General features: G+C 58.4%; 12 protein-coding genes. 8 read left to right on the forward strand and 4 right to left on the reverse strand.

Going from position 1 to position 18,302, the window contains the following annotated elements:
* The first annotated feature begins 110 nt into the window (after positions 1-110).
* From LOY36_RS02165 to LOY36_RS02200, 8 genes are all read left to right on the forward strand, one after another.
* Complete coding sequence (locus tag LOY36_RS02165) at positions 111-2,129, forward strand: type VI secretion system tip protein VgrG (RefSeq protein WP_258672128.1); 2,019 nt, start codon at positions 111-113, stop codon at positions 2,127-2,129.
* On the forward strand, positions 2,119-2,856 hold the full coding sequence (locus LOY36_RS02170) for a DUF4123 domain-containing protein (RefSeq protein WP_258672129.1): 738 nt from the start codon (positions 2,119-2,121) through the stop codon (positions 2,854-2,856). The genes LOY36_RS02165 and LOY36_RS02170 overlap by 11 nt, the downstream gene beginning before the upstream one ends.
* Positions 2,856-7,646, forward strand: coding sequence for an RHS repeat protein (locus LOY36_RS02175; protein ID WP_258672130.1), 4,791 nt, complete (start codon positions 2,856-2,858; stop codon positions 7,644-7,646). Before LOY36_RS02170 ends, LOY36_RS02175 begins: the two co-directional genes overlap by 1 nt.
* Before the next feature lie 9 nt (positions 7,647-7,655).
* Positions 7,656-8,072, forward strand: coding sequence for a hypothetical protein (locus tag LOY36_RS02180; RefSeq protein ID WP_258672131.1), 417 nt, complete (start codon positions 7,656-7,658; stop codon positions 8,070-8,072).
* Between the two features lie 6 nt (positions 8,073-8,078).
* A complete protein-coding gene (locus tag LOY36_RS02185; protein WP_258672132.1) occupies positions 8,079-8,561 on the forward strand; it encodes a hypothetical protein in 483 nt (160 codons plus the stop codon).
* Between the two features lie 166 nt (positions 8,562-8,727).
* Complete coding sequence (locus tag LOY36_RS02190) at positions 8,728-9,048, forward strand: hypothetical protein (RefSeq protein ID WP_258672133.1); 321 nt, start codon at positions 8,728-8,730, stop codon at positions 9,046-9,048.
* 370 nt (positions 9,049-9,418) lie between these two features.
* On the forward strand, positions 9,419-9,742 hold the full coding sequence (locus LOY36_RS02195; RefSeq protein ID WP_258672134.1) for a hypothetical protein: 324 nt from the start codon (positions 9,419-9,421) through the stop codon (positions 9,740-9,742).
* A 323-nt stretch (positions 9,743-10,065) separates the two neighbouring features.
* Positions 10,066-10,902, forward strand: coding sequence for a 23S rRNA (adenine(2030)-N(6))-methyltransferase RlmJ (locus LOY36_RS02200; RefSeq protein ID WP_258672135.1), 837 nt, complete (start codon positions 10,066-10,068; stop codon positions 10,900-10,902).
* A 124-nt stretch (positions 10,903-11,026) separates the two neighbouring features.
* Here the strand turns inward: LOY36_RS02200 and msrA are convergent, their stop codons facing one another.
* The 4 genes from msrA to aceF form a co-directional block, all read right to left on the reverse strand.
* Complete coding sequence (gene msrA, locus LOY36_RS02205) at positions 11,027-11,674, reverse strand: peptide-methionine (S)-S-oxide reductase MsrA (protein ID WP_018928566.1); 648 nt, start codon at positions 11,672-11,674, stop codon at positions 11,027-11,029.
* Positions 11,675-11,742: 68 nt separating this feature from the next.
* Positions 11,743-14,436 carry a bifunctional diguanylate cyclase/phosphodiesterase gene (locus LOY36_RS02210; protein WP_019650744.1) on the reverse strand — a complete coding sequence of 898 codons (2,694 nt, stop codon included), beginning with the start codon at positions 14,434-14,436 and terminating at the stop codon, positions 11,743-11,745.
* A gap of 236 nt (positions 14,437-14,672) precedes the next feature.
* Positions 14,673-16,067 (reverse strand): alkaline phosphatase D family protein, encoded by a 1,395-nt coding sequence (locus tag LOY36_RS02215; RefSeq protein WP_258672136.1) that lies wholly within the window; start codon positions 16,065-16,067, stop codon positions 14,673-14,675.
* 281 nt (positions 16,068-16,348) lie between these two features.
* Positions 16,349-18,295, reverse strand: coding sequence for a dihydrolipoyllysine-residue acetyltransferase (gene aceF / locus LOY36_RS02220; RefSeq protein ID WP_258672138.1), 1,947 nt, complete (start codon positions 18,293-18,295; stop codon positions 16,349-16,351).
* Positions 18,296-18,302 lie beyond the last annotated feature (7 nt).

Below are 18,302 nucleotides of genomic sequence, written 5' to 3' on the forward strand. Positions count from 1 at the left end.
AAGGAAAAATCCCTAAAAAAGCAGGGTAAATCTGATTTCCTTGTCCCTCCATCAACACCCCTTGTCGCTCATGCAGAATCGCCCGCCTTCATTCTGCAGAGACACATCGGATGTTCGCGCCTGCCAATCAACCGCGTTTCACGTTGACCCTCGACGGCGTCCAGAATGAGCTCAAGGTGCTTGAGTTCACGGGCAAGGAAGCCATCAGCCAACCCTATCGTTTTGACCTGGAACTGGTCAGCGAGCGGCCCGACATAGAGCTCGAAAGCCTGTTGCATCGTCAGGCGTTTCTGAGTTTCGATGCGCAAGGCTCCGGTATTCATGGTCAGATTTTTCGTGTCGGCCAGAGCGATTCCGGGCACCGTCTGACGGGTTACCAGATCAGTCTCGTACCGCGTCTGGCGTATCTCGACCGGCGTATCAATCAGCGGATCTTCCAGCACAAAAGTGTGCCGACGATCGTCACGCAAATCCTCAAAGACCACGGCATCCAGCGCGATGCCTTCGAGTTCCGGCTCGGCAGTGATTACCCCCAGCGCGAGTACTGCGTGCAATACGCTGAAAGCGATCTGGCCTTCATCCAGCGACTGTGCGCCGAAGTCGGTATTCACTACCACTTTCAGCACAGCCCCGACGGGCACCTGCTGGTGTTCGGCGATGACCAGACGGTTTTCCCTCGTCTGCCCGAACCGACGCTGTACCTGCCGGGCAGCGGGATGGCCGCGGATGCGCCGGCGATCAAGCGTTTCAATGTACGGCTGGAAACCCGCACCACCGCAGTTACCCGTCGCGACTACGACTTCCAGAAACCGCGATTGCAACTCGAAAGTCGCCTCGACAGCGAGCAGCGACCGGTGCTGGAGGACTACCACTTCCCCGGCCAATTCACCGATCGCGAACACGGCAAGCATCTGGTTCAACGAGCGTTGGAGCGACACAGCGCGGATTACCGTCAGGCCGAAGGTCGCGGCGACGAATCCGCTTTGGTCAGCGGGCATTTCCTACACTTGGCCGAACACCCGCGTCAGGCGTGGAATGACCTGTGGTTGATCACCGAAATCGAACACCGTGGCCGTCAGCCGCAAGTGCTGGAAGAGTCGGCCACCAGCGACAGCCCGGATGATTTTCAGGGCTATCGCAATACCTTTCTGGCGACGCCGTGGGACGTTTCTTTCCGCCCTCCGCTGGGGCCGGAAAAGCCACGGATGCTCGGCTATCAACCCGCCGTGGTCACCGGCCCGGCTGACAGCGAAATCCATTGCGACAAGTACGGTCGGGTCAAGGTTCAGCTTGCCTGGGACCGTGACGGTCAGCTCAACGAACACTCCAGTTGCTGGCTGCGCGTCGCCACTGGCTGGGCTCACGACCGTTACGGCAGCGTGATGATTCCGCGCGTCGGCATGGAAGTGCTGGTGGGGTTTATCGATGCCGATGCCGACAAACCGCTGGTGATGGGTTGCCTGCCCAACGCCGCGACGCCTGTGCCCCTCGATCTGCCGGCGGACAAGACCCGCAGTATTTTCCGCAGCCAAAGCAGTCCCGGTGGCGGCGGTTACAACGAGTTGCGCATCGAGGATCGCAAAGGTGCCGAGGAAATCTACCTGCGCGCCCAGCGCAACTGGACTCAGCACGTCCTCAACGATCAACAGGTGCAGGTTGATAACCAGCGCAGCATCGTCGTCACCGGCACCGCCCGCCATGAGCTGAAGGCCGACGAAAAACGCATCACCCACGGCCAGCGCCAGACCGAAGTGCGGTTGGACGATCACCTGGTGGTGGTCGGCGACCGGCACATTCGCGTGAGCAATCAAGCCCTCAATGCCAGTCAGCAATTCCACGTCAGCGCCGGCCAACAAGTGGTCATCGACGGCGGCGCCAGCGCGACCATTCAGGCGGGCGGGCAGTGGATCAACATCGGCCCCGGCGGGATTTTCAGCAGCGTGCCGATTCAGGTCGGTGGGGCACCGATGGCGGCCATGGCTTCTGCGCCGAACTTGCCGGATATGCCGTTGAAACTTGCAGCGGCCCCGGCGGCGCTGCTCAGTGCCGCGCAGATTCTCAGCCTGCAAAGCGACGCGCCGTTCTGCGAAGAGTGCGAGCGCTGCAAGGGCGGTGTCTGTGCTGCCTGATGTTTTGTCGCCTCGCGCCTGGCTGGAGCACCAGCCGCTGCAACCATCGGAGCAGCTGTTCGCGATTTTCAGCAGTGCCAGCGCCGCTGAACCGTTCAAAACCTGGCAACGCTCGATCACTGCACAAGCGCCGAGCCCGATCTGGGCCGGCACTGCCTACGCCGAGTGGGAAGCGGTGATGCCCTATGTCGGAATCGTCGCCACTGACAGTGAGTTTCTGGACTGGGTAGCCGCCACTGAGTCCCGCGATTGGGGTTGGCTGGCGGTGTCTTGCGCCACTCAAGAGGCGTTGGTCGAGCATTTGCGCAGCCTCACACACGTTCTGATGCCCAACGGCAACGCGGTGTTTTTCCGCTATTGGGATGGGCGCTATGTGCTGCCGATTCTGCAGTCTGCCGAGGTTAACGCTGCGCAACTGATGCCGGTGATCGGGCGTTGCCTGATCAATGGTCAGCCACTGGATATCGGTGGTAGTGCGCTGAAAACCGCCAGGGATTTCCCCTGGTGGGAAGTATCTGAATCGCTGCTCAACCACCTCGCCACCGAGTCCGCGACAACGCATATCAACAACCTGCTGAAGTGGTTGAGCGAGGACCGCCCTGATCTTTATGAGGCGTTCTCCGAAAGCGTGTTGCGGCACAAAGTCGCGAGCTTTCTTGAGATGCCAGACCTGCCTCAAGCGCCGAAATCAGCGTTGGTGGATTACCTGATGACGGAGCTGGACTGATGGATCAGATCGTACGGATCGAGCAGGAGCTCGACGGTTTCAAAGACACACTGGTCTTGTATCGCCAACAGCTTGGCAAATTCTTGAGCCGGAATGCGGACAGGGTCAGCCGGGCGATGGACATGCCTTCGCTGTTGGACATGGAGCGGGTGATAAAACTCGGCAATACCACGACTGCGGTGAGCAGTGGCGACGATGATTTTATCTCGGGTCTTGCGCAGTGTCCGGCTAGTGGAATTCTGCAGATCGAGAGCAAGTTCGAATCGGTTTATGACATTCCGTTGGGGAACATTCAGGTCGATGTGATTGCCGTTGATGGCGGCGAAAGCACGCCAGTCACGCTCGATGAACATGGTAAAGGGCAGTTCACAGGCACACCCGGCAAGTTCTATCGCGTTCATGTCCAGGGTGAAGTTGCACCCTCGAAAATCAACGATCTTTTTGAATCTTACAAAGGCCTGACCAGCGACTTGGAGGGCTGGCTACGCAGTGAGTGGGAAGGTTTCAAACCGCAGTGGTCGCAATCGGCTTTTGCGGCCGCGGGTAACGGCATGCTGGCGGGCAGTTGGGCGGCGGTCATGGGCGTGTGGGACAGCCTCGGCATGCTCTCGGACATCCTCAAGGACCCCGGCCGGTTCGCGGAGCGGTTGGGCAGCGGTGCCGATCAACTGCGTGAACTGGCGGAAAAATCACCGCAGGTGATGCAAAAAATCCAGCTGCTGGCCAGTGACGAAGCGGCGCTGTGTTTATTGTTGCGTACTGCGAGTCTCTGGCTGGAAATGCTCCCGCCCAGCGAGATCGCCGGCAACGCGGCAGAGGCGGCCAGCCAAGTCATTGTCTCGGTACTGATCGATATTCTTATCGCTTCAGCGCTGGCTTTCACAGGTGTCGGCATACCCGCCGCCAAAGCCTATTTAACGGCTCGCGGGCTCAAATACGGGATGGGGCTGGCCAGTCTCGCGATGCGCTTCGTTGAGGCGACATTCAATATCCTCAGCACCTTCATGAAGTACGTCGACCAGTACAAAGCGGTCGCCGCGCGCGGTGTTGCGGCGGGGCTGAAAAAAGGCCGGATGCAACTGCGCTGGGATGCCAAACGCAACACCACGCTCAAGCAAAACGAACACCACGACGACTCCCCGGATCAGGCGAAAAACCCCAACGGCGACAGCGCCGACTCAGTCGACAAAACCGCGACCAACAAATGCCCGGTGTCGATGGTCACCGGCGAAGAACTGCTGACCCTCACCGACGGTTCGCTGGACGGCATCCTGCCGTTCGACTTCACCCGACTCTATCGCACCAGCGCCGCCGAGATCGATGTCGGCCTCGGTTTTGGCTGGAGTCATTCGCTCACCCATCGGCTGGAAATCGACGGCGACCAGGTCATCTGGATCGACCACGAAAACCGCCGCACCACGTTCCCGCTGCCGAGCAGCGAACGCCCGGCGATCCACAACAGCCTGTCGCGCGCGGCGATTTATCTCGGCGATGCCCCTGAAGAACTGATCCTCGCCCAGGCCGGCGACGACACGCGGTTCTACCACTTTCACCACGGCCGGCTGACCGCGATCAGCGACGCCTACGACAACCGCCTGCGCATCACCCGCGACCGCCAGGAGCGCATCCAGCGCCTCGACAACGGCGCCGGCCGCGCCTTGCTGTTGCGCTACGACCGCGCCCACCTGATCGCTGTCGATTACCAGTGTTTCCGCCCGGCCCAGACCCTCGCCGAGGCGTGGCACACCGAGCAGACGCTGGTCAGTTACCACTACGACGAACGCGATCAGCTGATCGAAGCGAGCAACGCCGCCGGCGAAGGCGAGCGTTACGACTACGACGACCGGCACGTGATTCTGCAGCGGCAACTGGCCGGTGGCGCGAGTTTCTTCTGGGAGTGGGAACGGTCTGGCAAGGCGGCCAGATGTATTCGCCACTGGGCGTCGTTTGCGCAGATGGACACGCGCTATGTCTGGGATGACCAGGGCAGCGTCACGGTCCGGAACATCGACGGCAGTGAAGAGGTTTACGTCCACGACGACCGGGCGCGACTGGTACGGCGGGTTGGGCTGGATGGCGGCGAACAGCTCAAGGCCTACGACGAGCAGGGTCGATTGATTGCCGAGCAGGATCCGCTCGGCGCTGTCACCGAATATCGCTACGACGACGTCGGACGGCTGGTGGCACTGATTCCGCCGCAGGACGAACCGACGTCCTACGAGTATCGCAACGGTTTCCTGCATGCGCGCTATCGCGGTCAGGCGGTGTGGAAATACCAGCGCAATGCTCAGGGTGATGTCACCGAGGCGACCGATCCCGACGGTCAGGTCACCCACTATCACTACGACGCACAAGGCCGGTTGCTGTCGGTCCGCTATCCGGACACCAGCCGGCATCTGTTCGTTTGGAATGCCTTGGGACAGCTGCTCGAGGAAACGCTGCCGGACGGTGGGCAGCGGCGGTTTTCCTACGATGCGCTGGGGCGGCAGATTACCCGTCAGGACGAACACGGTGCCGTTACCCAGTGCCAATGGGATGCCGTCGGCCGACTGGTCCAGACCACGCTGCCTACCGGGGCCACGCGCGGGTTCAGCTACAACGCCTACGGCAAGATCACCGCCGAACGCGACGAACTGGACCACGTCACCCGCTACGAATACGCCGACGATTTGCATCTGGTCAGCCGCCGGATCAATCCCGACGGCACCCAGCTCCAGTACCGCTACGACAACGCGCAGCTGCTGCTCACGGAAATCGAAAACGAATCCGGCGAAAAATATCAGCTGGACTACACGCCCAACGGCTTGATCCGACAGGAAACCGGCTTCGACGGCCGTCGTACCGCGTACGCCTACGACCTCAACGGGCATCTGCTGGAAAAAACCGAGTTCGGCGATGACGACTCGCGGCTGATCACCGGCTATCAACGGGATGCGGCCGGGCGCTTGCTGGTCAAGACCTTGCCCGATGGCACCCAGGTCGAATACCGCTACGACTCGTTGGGCCGGCTGACCAGCGTCGACGACGGCCACGATCATCCGCTGGAATTCGAGTACGACCAGCAGGACCGGCTGATCACCGAACATCAGGGCTGGGGCACCCTGCGCTATGGCTACGACGCCTGCGGGCAGCTCAACCGCCTGCGTCTGCCGGACGGCAGCAAACTCGACTACCACCACGCCAAGGGCGGTGCGCTGGCGGCCATTGACCTCAATGGCGCGCGGCTTACCAGCCACCAGTTCGTCTTCGGCCGCGAACAGCAACGCCAGCAAGGACAACTGACCAGCCAATACCACTACGACGAACAAGGCCGGTTACAAGCCCACGCGATCAACCAGCAAACCCGGCCGCTGTACCTGCGCCACTACAGCTATGCGGTCAACGGCAACCTGGCGACCATCGCCGACAGCCGTCACGGCCAGCGCAGCTATTACTACGACGCACTCAACCGCCTGACCCGCGTTCGCCACACCCGCGACGACCCACCGGAAAGCTTCGCCCACGACCCGGCCGGCAACCTGCTGATGCAGGACCGCCCCGGCCTCGCGAAGGTGCTGGGTAATCGCCTGTTGATGCAAGGCGACCGTCATTACGACTATGACGCCTTTGGCAACCTGGTCCGCGAGCGTCGCGGCACCGGGCAGAAACTGGTCACCGAGTACCGCTATGACTGCCAGCATCGGCTGGTCGGCGTCACGTTGCCGGATGGAAGTTGCGCGAGTTATCGCTACGACGCTTTTGGCCGTCGCATCGCCAAAACCGTCGACGGCAATACCACCGAGTTCTTCTGGCAGGGCGACCAAGTGGTCGCTGAAAGCAGCAAAGAGCACTACCGCAGCTACGTCTACGAGCCGGGCAGCTTCCGCCCGCTGGCCATGCTCGACGGCAAAGGCCCGAAAAAGGCCTGCCCCTTCTACTACCAACTCGATCACCTGGGTACACCGCAGGAACTGACGGATTTCGGCGGTGAAATCGTCTGGTCGGCGAAGTACAACGCCTACGGCAAAGTCACGGACCTCGCACTCGGTGGAGGCGAGCAGCTTGACCAGCCACTGCGTTTCCAGGGGCAGTACTTCGACGTCGAGAGCGGTCTGCACTACAACCGGCATCGGTACTATGATCCAGAGATTGGCCGCTACCTGACGCCGGACCCGGTCAAGTTGGCGGGTGGGCTGAACCAGTATCAATACACGCCGAATCCGACGGGGTGGGTTGATCCGTTGGGGTTGAGCGGGAATTGTCCGCCGCCGAATAAGCCTGGGTGTCAGGCGCCGGATGATACGACTGGCGTTAGGGTTGATGAGGGTGAGCCGCAACTTCCGAAGCTGACGGGTGAGCAGCGGCGGGCGCGGATTGATGAGTTGGCTGAGGCGAATGCGAAGCGGCGGGTTTTGGAATGGGAGGACGATTACGACATGCATACTGTCGCGAAGCATAATCCCGAAATTCCACATGCACCGCTAAAGCAGAGATCGATTGATGGGAGTCATCCAACAAAAAAAGGAAAAAAGGAGAGAATTAATCCCAGTTCACAGTTCAAAAGCTGGTTACTCCAGATGAATGCGATAAATGATGCGGTTTCTAGGATGAGTCGAAACCCACCTGCTCCCACGGGTTTTACCCCAACAGGGGATCCCGTTGTAAGGAAGGAAATGCCGGGTGGTGGTAGAGGTTATAAACCAAATCAAAAAGATCTAAATAATCCTTATTATATAGATGAGTTGAATTACTCAGAGGTCAGGTTTCGTCAGGGTAGTCTTGTCAAGCCCTATACTGCATTCCCAGATTAGGATAATAAAATGTTGAAGTGGCCTATGTATGACCTTCCTTTTGAACCGACGCTTTTGTACTGGCTGGGAGGTATCTCTATTTTTGATCGTGAGGAAACACTAGGTGAGGCATTGTGGGTCTATAACCCAAATGATAGTGGTGATAGAGAAAAAATTATTAGGAAGTTCATATTGGGTCGTTTCGAGCATTTGCCATATAGGCATCGTTTTTTGATGTTTAAAATCCTTGAGGATGCTTTAGCGCAGTCGAATTTTGATTTTTCTACACAGTTTGAAAGCGATTACGAGACAAATACGTCTATGGCATGGGACGAAACGGAAATAGACGATCATCGAGGTTTTTTTGAGGATATTTATAAGTTGGCTGGTGAGGAGTGGAAGGTTGATCTTCAAAAAGCTAGTCTCGAAGATCAATCTAGTTGGTGAATTTTGATGTCTGAGAGTATAACGCGAGAATTGATACTGGAATGGGCGTATAACGACATCGTTATTGATATGTATGAAAGTGACGATGATGGTGATGCTGCAATTTTCCAAAGCGCAGTAATGGATATTTTTGGTGCCAAAGGGTTGTTGGAGTTGGCTGCTGATCCAGCTTGCCCGAGTAGATTGTATTTTGCAGGTTTGCTTTCTAAATGTTTTTTGTGGATGTTTCGCCAAAGTGCAAAACTGCCGTTTCATAGCTCTCGGTTTCGCGGGATTATGTCGAGAGATGAGTATCAACAGGAAAATTTGAAACGAGAGGATGAGTTTTACAAGCTTTGCTTGGTTTTAGACAGTATGCGAACGATTAATGATCCTGCGATCCAGTCGCTGTATAAGCAGTTTTTTGATTTTAGGAATGATCAAAGTGACAGTGGTTCGAAGTTTTATTATGAGTGCTATGCCAGGTTGACGTTAAAGCAGTTTGAGTAGTAACGGTATTTTTTTTTGTGCCGCTTGTAGCGTTTACATAGGTGTGTCGGATTTCGTTGGAAGGTAAGGAATGTTGCGATGTCCATTTGTGGATGAGGAGTTTGATGCAGGGTTAATGTGGTTCGTTGGTCGATTTAGTGTTTACGATCGGGAGGAAACACTTGGCATGGAACTTGAGGTTTATGATCCTGATAATAAGATTGATAGGGTAGGCCTGATTAAAAAATACGCGCTGGATCTCGGGTGTTTGTCTTATAGGCATAAGTTCGTGTTGGTGGAGTCTCTGGCGGATAAACTGCATGATCGAAACTATGATTTCCAAAGTTTGTTCGAAATAGATGAGGGCGAAGCATCAAGCTGGCCTCGTGAGGAGTGGTACAAATTGGAGAGCCCTAGGGGCTTTTTTCAGCATGTCTACACGCTGGCGCTAGAGGTTTGGGAAGAAGATTTGCTCAAAGCGAGTCAGGAAGATAGAGCCACGTGGTGAGTGACGAAGCATCCTGATAGGCCGATATAGCGAAATTTCCGGGCAAGCCCGTCAGAAGTTTCCTTCAACTCGTATCGGTTTCCATGAACTGGTTTGAAATGCATTCCATCGATAGTCTCTGGTGGTCACTGAAGACTCAGTGGCGGGGTGTAGGAACCCTTCAAAGTCGTTGGAAATGTATTAGCGTTGAAGCTTGGTTTGCGGCCGTTAACGTGCGTCCGTAATATCAGTTGCGGCGGTTGTGCGCGGGCACGCTTCGGTGTGGTCGAGTTTTCCAAAGGCCTCGATATTCCTACCCCGCGCATAGCTGCCACCCCAGCCTGTAGGAAGGCTGATGGCAGTTCCTGTTTACTGCCTCTGGAACTTGAAAATGAAAAATCTTCACCCCGACCCACCCTACGAAAAACCAATTCCCCACCCAAAAAGCCGCTTCATGGCCCTCACCGGCAACAGCACCGACATGCCCACGCTATTCGTCGATACCCTCGCGCCGCTGGACATCTTGACCGACACAGCCAGCTATCGAATTCGCGCAGTCACTCAGGTGCTGGAAAACATGTCGATGCGCGGCTCGGTCGAGTGCGAATCCTTCATTCTTAGTGATTTTGCCTTGCTCTGTGCCATTTCATTGCGTGACGGGTGTGATGTGCTGGATGTGGTGGGGCGGCGGTTGCGGGCCCGGCCTTCGGAATAACGTCGAGTGGCTTTTGTGGCGAGGGAGCTTGCTCCCGTTGGGCTGCGTAGCAGCCCCAAAACCTGCAATCCCGTTTTGTCAGCTGTACCGAGTGGCTTGGTTTGGCGACTGCTTCGCAGTCGAGCGGGAGCAAGCTCCCTCGCCACAGGTTATGGGGTGGTCTGGATATTTTGGGGCTGCTTTGCAGCCCAACGGGGGCAAGCCCGCTCGCCACAGGGTTTATGGATTGGCGCGGTATTGGGGTTGTACTTGCCCGCTCAGCCGCGAACCCCTGACGTCCTGCGCCGTACAGGGTAAACTTCCCGGCCTTCGCAGGAGCAGCCATGAATTATCGTCACGCCTTCCATGCCGGCAATCACGCCGATGTGTTCAAACACCTGACTTTGACCCGCCTCATCGCCTTGATGTCGCGCAAGGAGCAGCCGTTTGCCTATCTCGACACTCACGCCGGCATCGGTCTGTATGACCTGCAGGGCGATCAGGCCAGTCGTACCGGTGAGTACCTGGAAGGGATCGCGCGGTTGTGGGATCAGCCGGATTTGCCGGCGCTGACCGCTGATTACATGAAGGTGTTGCACGAGATGAACCCGGATGGCCAGTTGCGCTATTACCCGGGGTCGCCGGAGTTGGCGCGGCGCCTGACCCGGCCGCAGGATCGCGTGTTGCTGAACGAGAAGCACCCGGAAGACGGTGTGTTGCTCAAGGACAACATGAAGGGCGATCGTCGGGTGAAGGTTCACCTGGGCGAAGGCTGGCATGTGCCGCGTGCGCTGTTGCCGGTGCCGGAGAAGCGGGCGGTGATGTTGATCGATCCGCCATTTGAGCAGCTCGATGAGATGCAGCGTTGTGCGGCATCGCTGAAAGAGGCGATTGGCCGGATGCGCCAGACGGTGGCGGCGATCTGGTATCCGGTGAAGGATCAGCGGGCGTTGCGGCGCTTCTATCAGGATCTGGCCGGCTCGGGCGCGCCGAAGTTGCTGCGGGTGGAGTTGTTGGTGCATCCGCTGGATACGCCGAACAGCCTGAATGGTTCGGGGTTGGCGATTGCCAATCCGCCGTGGGGGCTGGAAGAGGAATTGCGTGAGTTGCTGCCGTGGTTGTCCAAGAAGTTGGGGCAGACCCAGGGTGGATGGCAGATGGATTGGTTGATTGCCGAATAGGGTCAATCGACAAGCAAGATCAAAAGATCGCAGCCTCGTTTCACTCGACAGCTCCTACAACGGAATGCATTTCTCTGTAGGAGCTGTCGAGTGAAACGAGGCTGCGATCTTTTGCTTTAAGCGGTTAGATCGGGCACGTCACGCCAGTACCGCCAATCCCGCAATACCCCTCAGGATTCTTGGCCAGGTACTGCTGGTGATACGCCTCTGCGTAGTAGAACGTCGGGGCTTCGTCGATTTCGGTGGTGATGATGCCTTTGCCAGCCTTGGTCAATTCTGCCTGGAACACTTTCGCGCTGTTCTTCGCCGCTTCCAGTTGTTCCGGTTTGGTGCAGTAGATCACCGAGCGGTACTGGGTGCCGATGTCGTTGCCCTGGCGCATGCCCTGGGTCGGGTTGTGCAGTTCCCAGAACATTTTCAGCAGCTGTTCATAGCTGACTTTTTCCGGCTCATACACCACGAGCACCACTTCGGTGTGCCCGGTCAGGCCCGAGCAGACTTCTTCGTAGGTCGGGTTCGGCGTGAAGCCGCCGGCGTAACCGACCGAGGTGCTGAACACGCCTTCGCGCTGCCAGAATTTACGTTCCGCGCCCCAGAAGCAACCCAGGCCGAAGATTGCGAATTCTACGTTGCCCGGAAACGGGCCCAGCAGCGGGTTGCCGTTGACGAAGTGTTTCTCCGGAACCTTGATCGGGGTTTCGCGGCCAGGCAGAGCTTGTTCTTTAGTCGGGAGCACGTTTTTGTTCACCAGAATTTCCGAGCGCAGAACCATGATCAGTCCTCTCAGTCAGGTTGAGATGTAAATACAGACTGCCAGTTTGCCCGAGTGTTACGTCGCTGTCAGGCGATTGGGCCGCGTGGGTAGCGTTTGAGCTTTTCGATCAGCTCGGAGCCCGGGATCGGTCGGTCGAACAGGTAGCCCTGGCCGACGTCGCAGCGGTGGCGGCGCAGGAAGGCCAGTTGCTCGGCAGTCTCGATGCCTTCAGCCACGACCTTGAGTTTCAGGTTGTGGGCCATGGCAATCACGGCGGAGGTGATTTCCATGTCGTCCTGGTTGTCCGGGATTTCGTGGATGAAGCTTCGATCGATCTTGATGATGTCGATCGGGAATTTTTTCAAGTAGCTGAGCGACGAGTAACCGGTGCCGAAGTCGTCCATCGCCAGGGTCAGGCCCAGACGCTTGAGCTGATCGAGCTGCAAGTGCGTGTCTTCGGTGGCTTCCAGCAGCAGGCCTTCGGTCAGCTCCAGCTCCAGCAGGTTCGCCGGCAGCGCTTCTTCCTTGAGGATGTTGGCGATGGACGCCACCAAGTCCGGGTCGGAGAACTGCTTGGGCGACAGGTTGATCGCCACTTGCAGGTTGCCCAGGCCAGCGGCGGTCAAATCCTTGCTCATGCGGCAGGCCTGGCGGGCGATCCATTTGCCGATCGGGATGATCAGGCCGGTTTCTTCGGCCACGCTGATGAATTGGTCCGGGCGGATCATGCCTTTTTCCGGATGGTTCCAGCGCAGCAGCGCTTCCATGCCCAGCAAGCGACCGCTGCGCAGGCACAGCTTGGGTTGGTAGAACACGTCCAGCTCGTTCTGGGTCAGGGCGCGGCGCAGGTTGTTTTCGACGAACAGTTTGTAGCTGGCCTCGGCGTTCAGCGCTTCGGTGAACACTTGCACCTGGTGTTTGCCGTTGGCCTTGGCCTTGTGCAGCGCCAGGCCGGCGTTGCGCATCAGCGTCTGTGGGTCGCGACCGTGCAGCGGCGCGCAGGCCAGGCCCACGGAGCCGGTGACGCTGATCAACTGGTTGTCGACGAACATCGGTTTGTCGAGGGTTGCCAGTAATTGATTGGCAACCTGTTGGCCCGCCGAGAGGTCGGTGTCGTCCAGCAGCACCGCGAATTCGTTACTGGCAAACCGCGCCAGACTGCCGCTCGAACTCAGGCTGTTGCGCAGGCGCCGGGCCAGGCTGATCAGCAGTTTGTCGCCGGTCTGGTGGCCGAGGCTGTCGTTGATCCGCTTGAAGTTGTCGATGTCCACCAGCAGCAGGCTGATTGGCGTATCGCTGTCTCGGGCGAAGCGCTCGTCGAGGTTGCGGATGAACGCCGGGCGGTTGCCGAGGTTGGTCAGGTTATCGGTGTAAGCCAGGCGCTCGATTCGTTGCTGGGCGAGCTTGGTATGGGTGATGTCTTCGTAGATGCCGATGTAATGGGTCAGTTCGCGGTTGTCGCCGTAGACCTTGGAAATCGACAACTGGCCCCAGTAGGGCTCGAGGTTTTTACGCCGGCTCTTGAACTCGCCCTGCCAGCTGTTGCTCTTGGCCAGCGCCGACGGAGCGTCGAACAGCAGCTCGCTGAGGTTTTCCAGCGCCGGCAGTTCCGACAGCCGCTGGCCGTGGACTTCCTCGGTTGTGTACTGGGTGATCGCGGTAAAGCTTGGGTTGACGTACTCCACCACGCCGTCGCAATTGACCAGCAGAAAGGCGTTGGCGCTTTGCTCCACAGCACGCTGGAACAGGTGCAGGGCGCTGGTGGCGGTGCGGCGGTTGTGGTTGTTGATGACTTGGGCGAATTGATCCGCCAGTTCGCCGGCAAAGGCGATTTCGTCCGACTGCCAGGCGCGGGTCGCCCCGATCTGTTCCAGGCAGAGCACGCCGACCACCTGGCCATCGACGCGGATGCTGGCGTCGAGCATGGCGTTGACGTCGCGCGGGCGCAGGTGCTCGGCGATTTCCCGGGTGCGTGGGTCGCGCATGGCGTTGTGGGCGTCGATGGCGCGGCCAGTGTGCAAGGCGTCGAGGTAATCGGGAAAACCACTGGCGTCGATCGGCGCCGGCAGTTGGCGACCCCGGGTGGCGCGGTGATAGGCCGAGATCGGCGTCAGTAGCGAGCCATCGAGGTTCCACAGGCTGGCGCAGTCGATTTCGTAGATGTCGCAGGCGCTACGGGTGATCAGTTCGGCAGCTTCTTGCAAGGAATTGTTGGTGCTGTAGCGCTGGCGGGTCAGCAGCAGGATCAGGTCTTGCTGGGCACGCACTCGGTCCAAGTGCTGCAGTTGTTCCTGCTGGGCACGTTGATTGAGTTCCAGGGCGATTTGCAGGCGTGAGTTCTGGGTTTCCAGATCCAGCGCCGGCAGCAACGGTTCGCCGTCGAACAGGCCGTCCACCACCATCAGGTAGCCGCGCAACAGGTGTCGATTGTGTTGTTTGTAGGCTTCGCCCAGTTCCAGCAGGCTCAGAACGCCGGCGGCGGTGTGCAAGGTGTAGCGGATCAGGTAATGCGGGCTTTCGGTGAGTTGCTGCTGGATCGTGTCATGCAGTTGATAGCGCGCTTCGGGTTCCATCAGGCTGGCGTAGGGCGAGCCGACCAGAGCACAAAGCTCCACCGCTGGCAGGCCGAACTGTCGTTCGCAATTGGGATCGAGAAACAGCAGCGCCCAGCTTGGTTCATTCAGCCGTTCGAAACGCAGCATGCCGAGCCGCGAGGGCACAGGCAACTGCGTCACTACCTCGGCCACCATACGGCTGGCGGCATCGGGTTGGCTTTTCATTGAGGGAAACTCGCTTCGAATATGCTGATCGCGCCGGGCTCTCGCCCTCTTTACTGTTGCCTGCGGCAAGGTTGCATCATTGCGACACCGACTGACAAGAGACATGAAGGCCAAGTGCTATAAGAATATGTCGGCAGACGTGGAGAATTCTTCAACGAGGCGCCGAAAAGTAATGCTGTGAATCAAGAGATCGCAGCCTTCGGCGGCTCCTGCAAGGCTGCGATCTTTTCCAAGGGTCAACGCAATTTGATGCTGATCGACTGCAATGGCTTGCCATCCCGATCGTGATAATTGACGCGAACCTGTTCGGCCTCGACGACCAGATGGGCAAAATTGTCCTGGCTGATCACCTCGCTGGTCAGTTCATGCCGATAGTCGCCCGCCGCTGTTCGGGCCAGGGCTTGATCGAGGATGAAAGTCGATGCCTTGGCATACGGCAGCAGCTTGCTGTTGCACAGCGGTGAAGACACGATGGTGTGGACTTCGAAATCCGGGTTCTCGCTGTGGGTCAGGCGACTGGTGAGGGAGCCGTGGACATCGCCGGAAATGAACAAGACGTTTTTTATACCGCGTGTACGAATCGTCTCCAGCAGCCGTAGGCGTTGCTCCGGGAAGGCTTTCCAGGCGTCATCGCCGTTTAGTTTGCGGTCGGGATAGAACATGACGCTGGTGACCACGAATTTGACCCGGGCCGAGCTATTGATCAGCCATTTGAGCAGCGCCTGTTCCTGTTCTTCGTCAAGGATACGCCGGTCGTTGGCCGACAGATTGCGTCGCGTCCGGCTATCGGTGACAAACCACCCGATATCACCCTCGGAGAACTGATACCAATACTGCTCCAGTCTTTTGCTTACTTGCCCATTGGCCAGCAGTTCATGCGTGGGGCTGTGACTGGCTTGATATAACTCATATGCTGCAATGGCATTTTTGTATAAGTAATCATCGGCGTTACTTTTATTGGCGGGCCAGTTGTCTTCTATTTCATGGTCGTCGAGGATCATATAAGTCGGCATGCCCGACATTAACTTGGAGATATGAGGCTGCGAAAAGGCTGTGCGGTACTTCTTTAGGATGTCCTGGTATTCCCGGTCGGGGGCCAGGAGGTTCAGGTCATCGACGTAAATCTGGTCGCCAGTCATCAGCATGGCGCTGATGGGCGGTTCGGCGCTGTCCGCCAGGCTGTTGATCGAGGCAAAAATCCGGTCGCCCAACTGTGGGGCCGACGCAATGCCGGCGGTCATTCGCAGGTAACGACACGAGCCGACGATATAGGCCCGTGGCTGGCTGGTTTTGCTGGACTGCGTGCGAAAGCGGTAAATCTCCCGTGGCCATTGCAGCGGCAGTTCCTGAACTGTCTCCACGGTATGCACCGGGCTCATGGGGCTGAACCAGCCTGCCTGGTACTCATAGTCGGTGTCGGTGGCCAGGTCATTGAGTGCAATTACATCGGACATGTCGCGCAAGACGGACAGTTTTACAAATACGCCTTTGGACCAGAGTTTCTCGGCTGTGCGTCGATAACGGATGCCCGCAAATACCAAGGCATCGTTCTGTAATTCACCGCGCAAGAAAATACGCGCATGGTTAGTTGTGGTGTGGCCGATAATTGGGCCGACAGTTGGTTTGAACATGTTCGAATCCATTCGAGGTAATGCTAACTAAGCAGATTAAGTTGTCGAGGTTTCTATAAGAAATCTCCAAACTAAGACTAGTTATTGGCTGGAAAAAAATATCGGGCAGAAGTGGACTGGGGGTGTAGGTGGCGTAAGCCGGGAATGTAGGAATAAAGTGCGAATGAGGGCTTTTTTCAGGCAAAAAAAGCCCCGCCAAATCGACGGGGTTGAGGTACGAGCGTGGCGCTCGGAAAACGTGGAACGCGATTGGCCCTCCGCCAGGGGAGGGCCAGTCGGTGTTACAGCAGGATGGTGCGGATGTCCGCCAGCAGGTCGCTCAGACGCTTGGTGAAGCGTGCAGCAGCGGCGCCGTTGATCACACGGTGATCGTAGGACAGCGACAGCGGCAGCATCAGTTTCGGCTGGAAGGCTTTGCCATCCCAGACTGGCTGGATGGTTGCCTTGGAAACACCGAGGATCGCCACTTCCGGCGCGTTGACGATCGGCGTGAAGCCGGTGCCGCCAATGTGGCCGAGGCTGGAAATGGTGAAGCAGGCGCCTTGCATCTCGTCCGACGAAAGCTTCTTGGTCCGGGCTTTTTCAGCCAGGGAAGCAGCTTCGGCGGCCAGTTGCAGGAGGCTCTTCTGGTCGACGTTCTTGATGACCGGTACCAGCAGGCCATCCGGGGTGTCGACGGCGAAGCCGATGTTCACGTATTTCTTGCGGATGATCGCTTTGCCGCTTGGTGCCAGCGAGCTGTTGAAATCCGGCAGTTCCTTGAGCAGGTGTGCGCAGGACTTGAGCAGTAGCGGCAGGATGGTCAGCTTGACGCCGGCCTTCTCTGCAACGGCTTTCTGGGCGTTACGGAACGCTTCCAGCTCGGTGATATCCGCCGAGTCGAATTGCGTCACGTGCGGCACGTTCAGCCAACTGCGGTGCAGGTTGGCAGCGCCGACCTGCATCAGGCGGGTCATCGGCACTTCTTCGATTTCGCCGAAGCGGCTGAAGTCGACGACCGGGATCGGCGGGATGCCCGCGCCGCCGGTTGCACCAGCTGCAGCGGCCGGAGCTTCCTTGGCCTTCTGCATCATGGCCTTGACGTAAACCTGAACGTCTTCCTTCAGGATGCGACCGTGCGGACCGCTGGCGCCGACAGCGCTCAGCTCGACGCCGAACTCGCGGGCCAGTTGACGCACGGCAGGGCCGGCGTGAACTTTCGCGCCAGGCTTGGCAGGAGCAGCAGCCGGGGCAGCAGGAGCGGCGGCAGCCGGAGCGGCAGCGGCAGGCGCTGGAGCACTCGGCGCAGCAGCGGCAGCCGGAGCCGGGGCTGCAGCAGGTGCTGCGCCTTTGACTTTCAGCTTCAGGATCAGGTCGCCGGTACCGACTTCGTCATCCAGCTTGATGGAAATGCTTTCCACCACGCCAGCGGCAGGCGATGGGATTTCCATGCTCGCCTTGTCGGATTCCAGGGTGATCAGCGACTGGTCGGCGGCAACAGTGTCGCCAGCCTTGACCAGTACTTCGATGATCTTGGCCTTGCCAGCCGAACCGATGTCCGGGACGTGAATGTCCTGAACGCTGTCGGCAACCGGTGCAGCCGGAGCCGCGGCAGCAGGCGCAGCAGCCTGGGCAGGAGCGGCAGCAGCAGGGGCCGCGGCACCCGCCACTTCCAGATCCAGAATCAGATCACCCGTGCCGACTTCGTCGTTGAGCTTGACGCTGATGGCCTTGACCACGCCAGCGGCGGGCGAAGGGATTTCCATGCTGGCCTTGTCGGATTCCAGGGTGATCAGCGACTGATCAGCCTCGACGGTGTCGCCGACCTTGACCTGGATCTCGATGATCTGGGCCTTGCCCGACGAACCGATGTCCGGCACGTGCACTTGCTGAATGCTGGCAGCAGCCGGCGCGGCAGCAGGCGCCGCCGGCGCAGGTGCGGCAGCCGGTTTGGCTTCAGCTTTGGCTGGCGCAGCGGCCGCCGCAGGGGGCTGTATAGAGGCTGGGGCAGCGGCACCTTCGACTTCCAGTTCCAGCAGTTCGTCGCCTTCTTTCAGGCGATCGCCCAGCTTCACTTTCAGGCTCTTGATGATGCCGGCCTTAGGCGCAGGCACTTCCATGCTCGCCTTGTCCGATTCCAGCGTCAGGATGCTCTGATCGGCTTCGATACGGTCGCCGACCTTCACAAACAGTTCAATTACTTCACCTTCACCGCTGCCGATGTCAGGTACGCGAATGAGTTCGCTCACAGAGTGT

Origin of the sequence: Pseudomonas sp. B21-019 (genome assembly GCF_024749225.1) — a bacterium.
Classification (GTDB): domain Bacteria; phylum Pseudomonadota; class Gammaproteobacteria; order Pseudomonadales; family Pseudomonadaceae; genus Aquipseudomonas.

Coding starts and splice junctions, on each gene's coding strand:
- LOY36_RS02165 (WP_258672128.1), top strand. CDS start 111: ATGTTCGCGCCTGCCAATCAACCGCGTTTCACGTTGACCCTCGACGGC.
- LOY36_RS02175 (WP_258672130.1), top strand. CDS start 2,856: ATGGATCAGATCGTACGGATCGAGCAGGAGCTCGACGGTTTCAAAGAC.
- LOY36_RS02180 (WP_258672131.1), top strand. CDS start 7,656: ATGTTGAAGTGGCCTATGTATGACCTTCCTTTTGAACCGACGCTTTTG.
- LOY36_RS02185 (WP_258672132.1), top strand. CDS start 8,079: ATGTCTGAGAGTATAACGCGAGAATTGATACTGGAATGGGCGTATAAC.
- LOY36_RS02190 (WP_258672133.1), top strand. CDS start 8,728: ATGGAACTTGAGGTTTATGATCCTGATAATAAGATTGATAGGGTAGGC.
- LOY36_RS02195 (WP_258672134.1), top strand. CDS start 9,419: ATGAAAAATCTTCACCCCGACCCACCCTACGAAAAACCAATTCCCCAC.
- LOY36_RS02200 (WP_258672135.1), top strand. CDS start 10,066: ATGAATTATCGTCACGCCTTCCATGCCGGCAATCACGCCGATGTGTTC.
- msrA (WP_018928566.1), bottom strand. CDS start 11,674: ATGGTTCTGCGCTCGGAAATTCTGGTGAACAAAAACGTGCTCCCGACT.
- LOY36_RS02210 (WP_019650744.1), bottom strand. CDS start 14,436: ATGAAAAGCCAACCCGATGCCGCCAGCCGTATGGTGGCCGAGGTAGTG.
- LOY36_RS02215 (WP_258672136.1), bottom strand. CDS start 16,067: ATGTTCAAACCAACTGTCGGCCCAATTATCGGCCACACCACAACTAAC.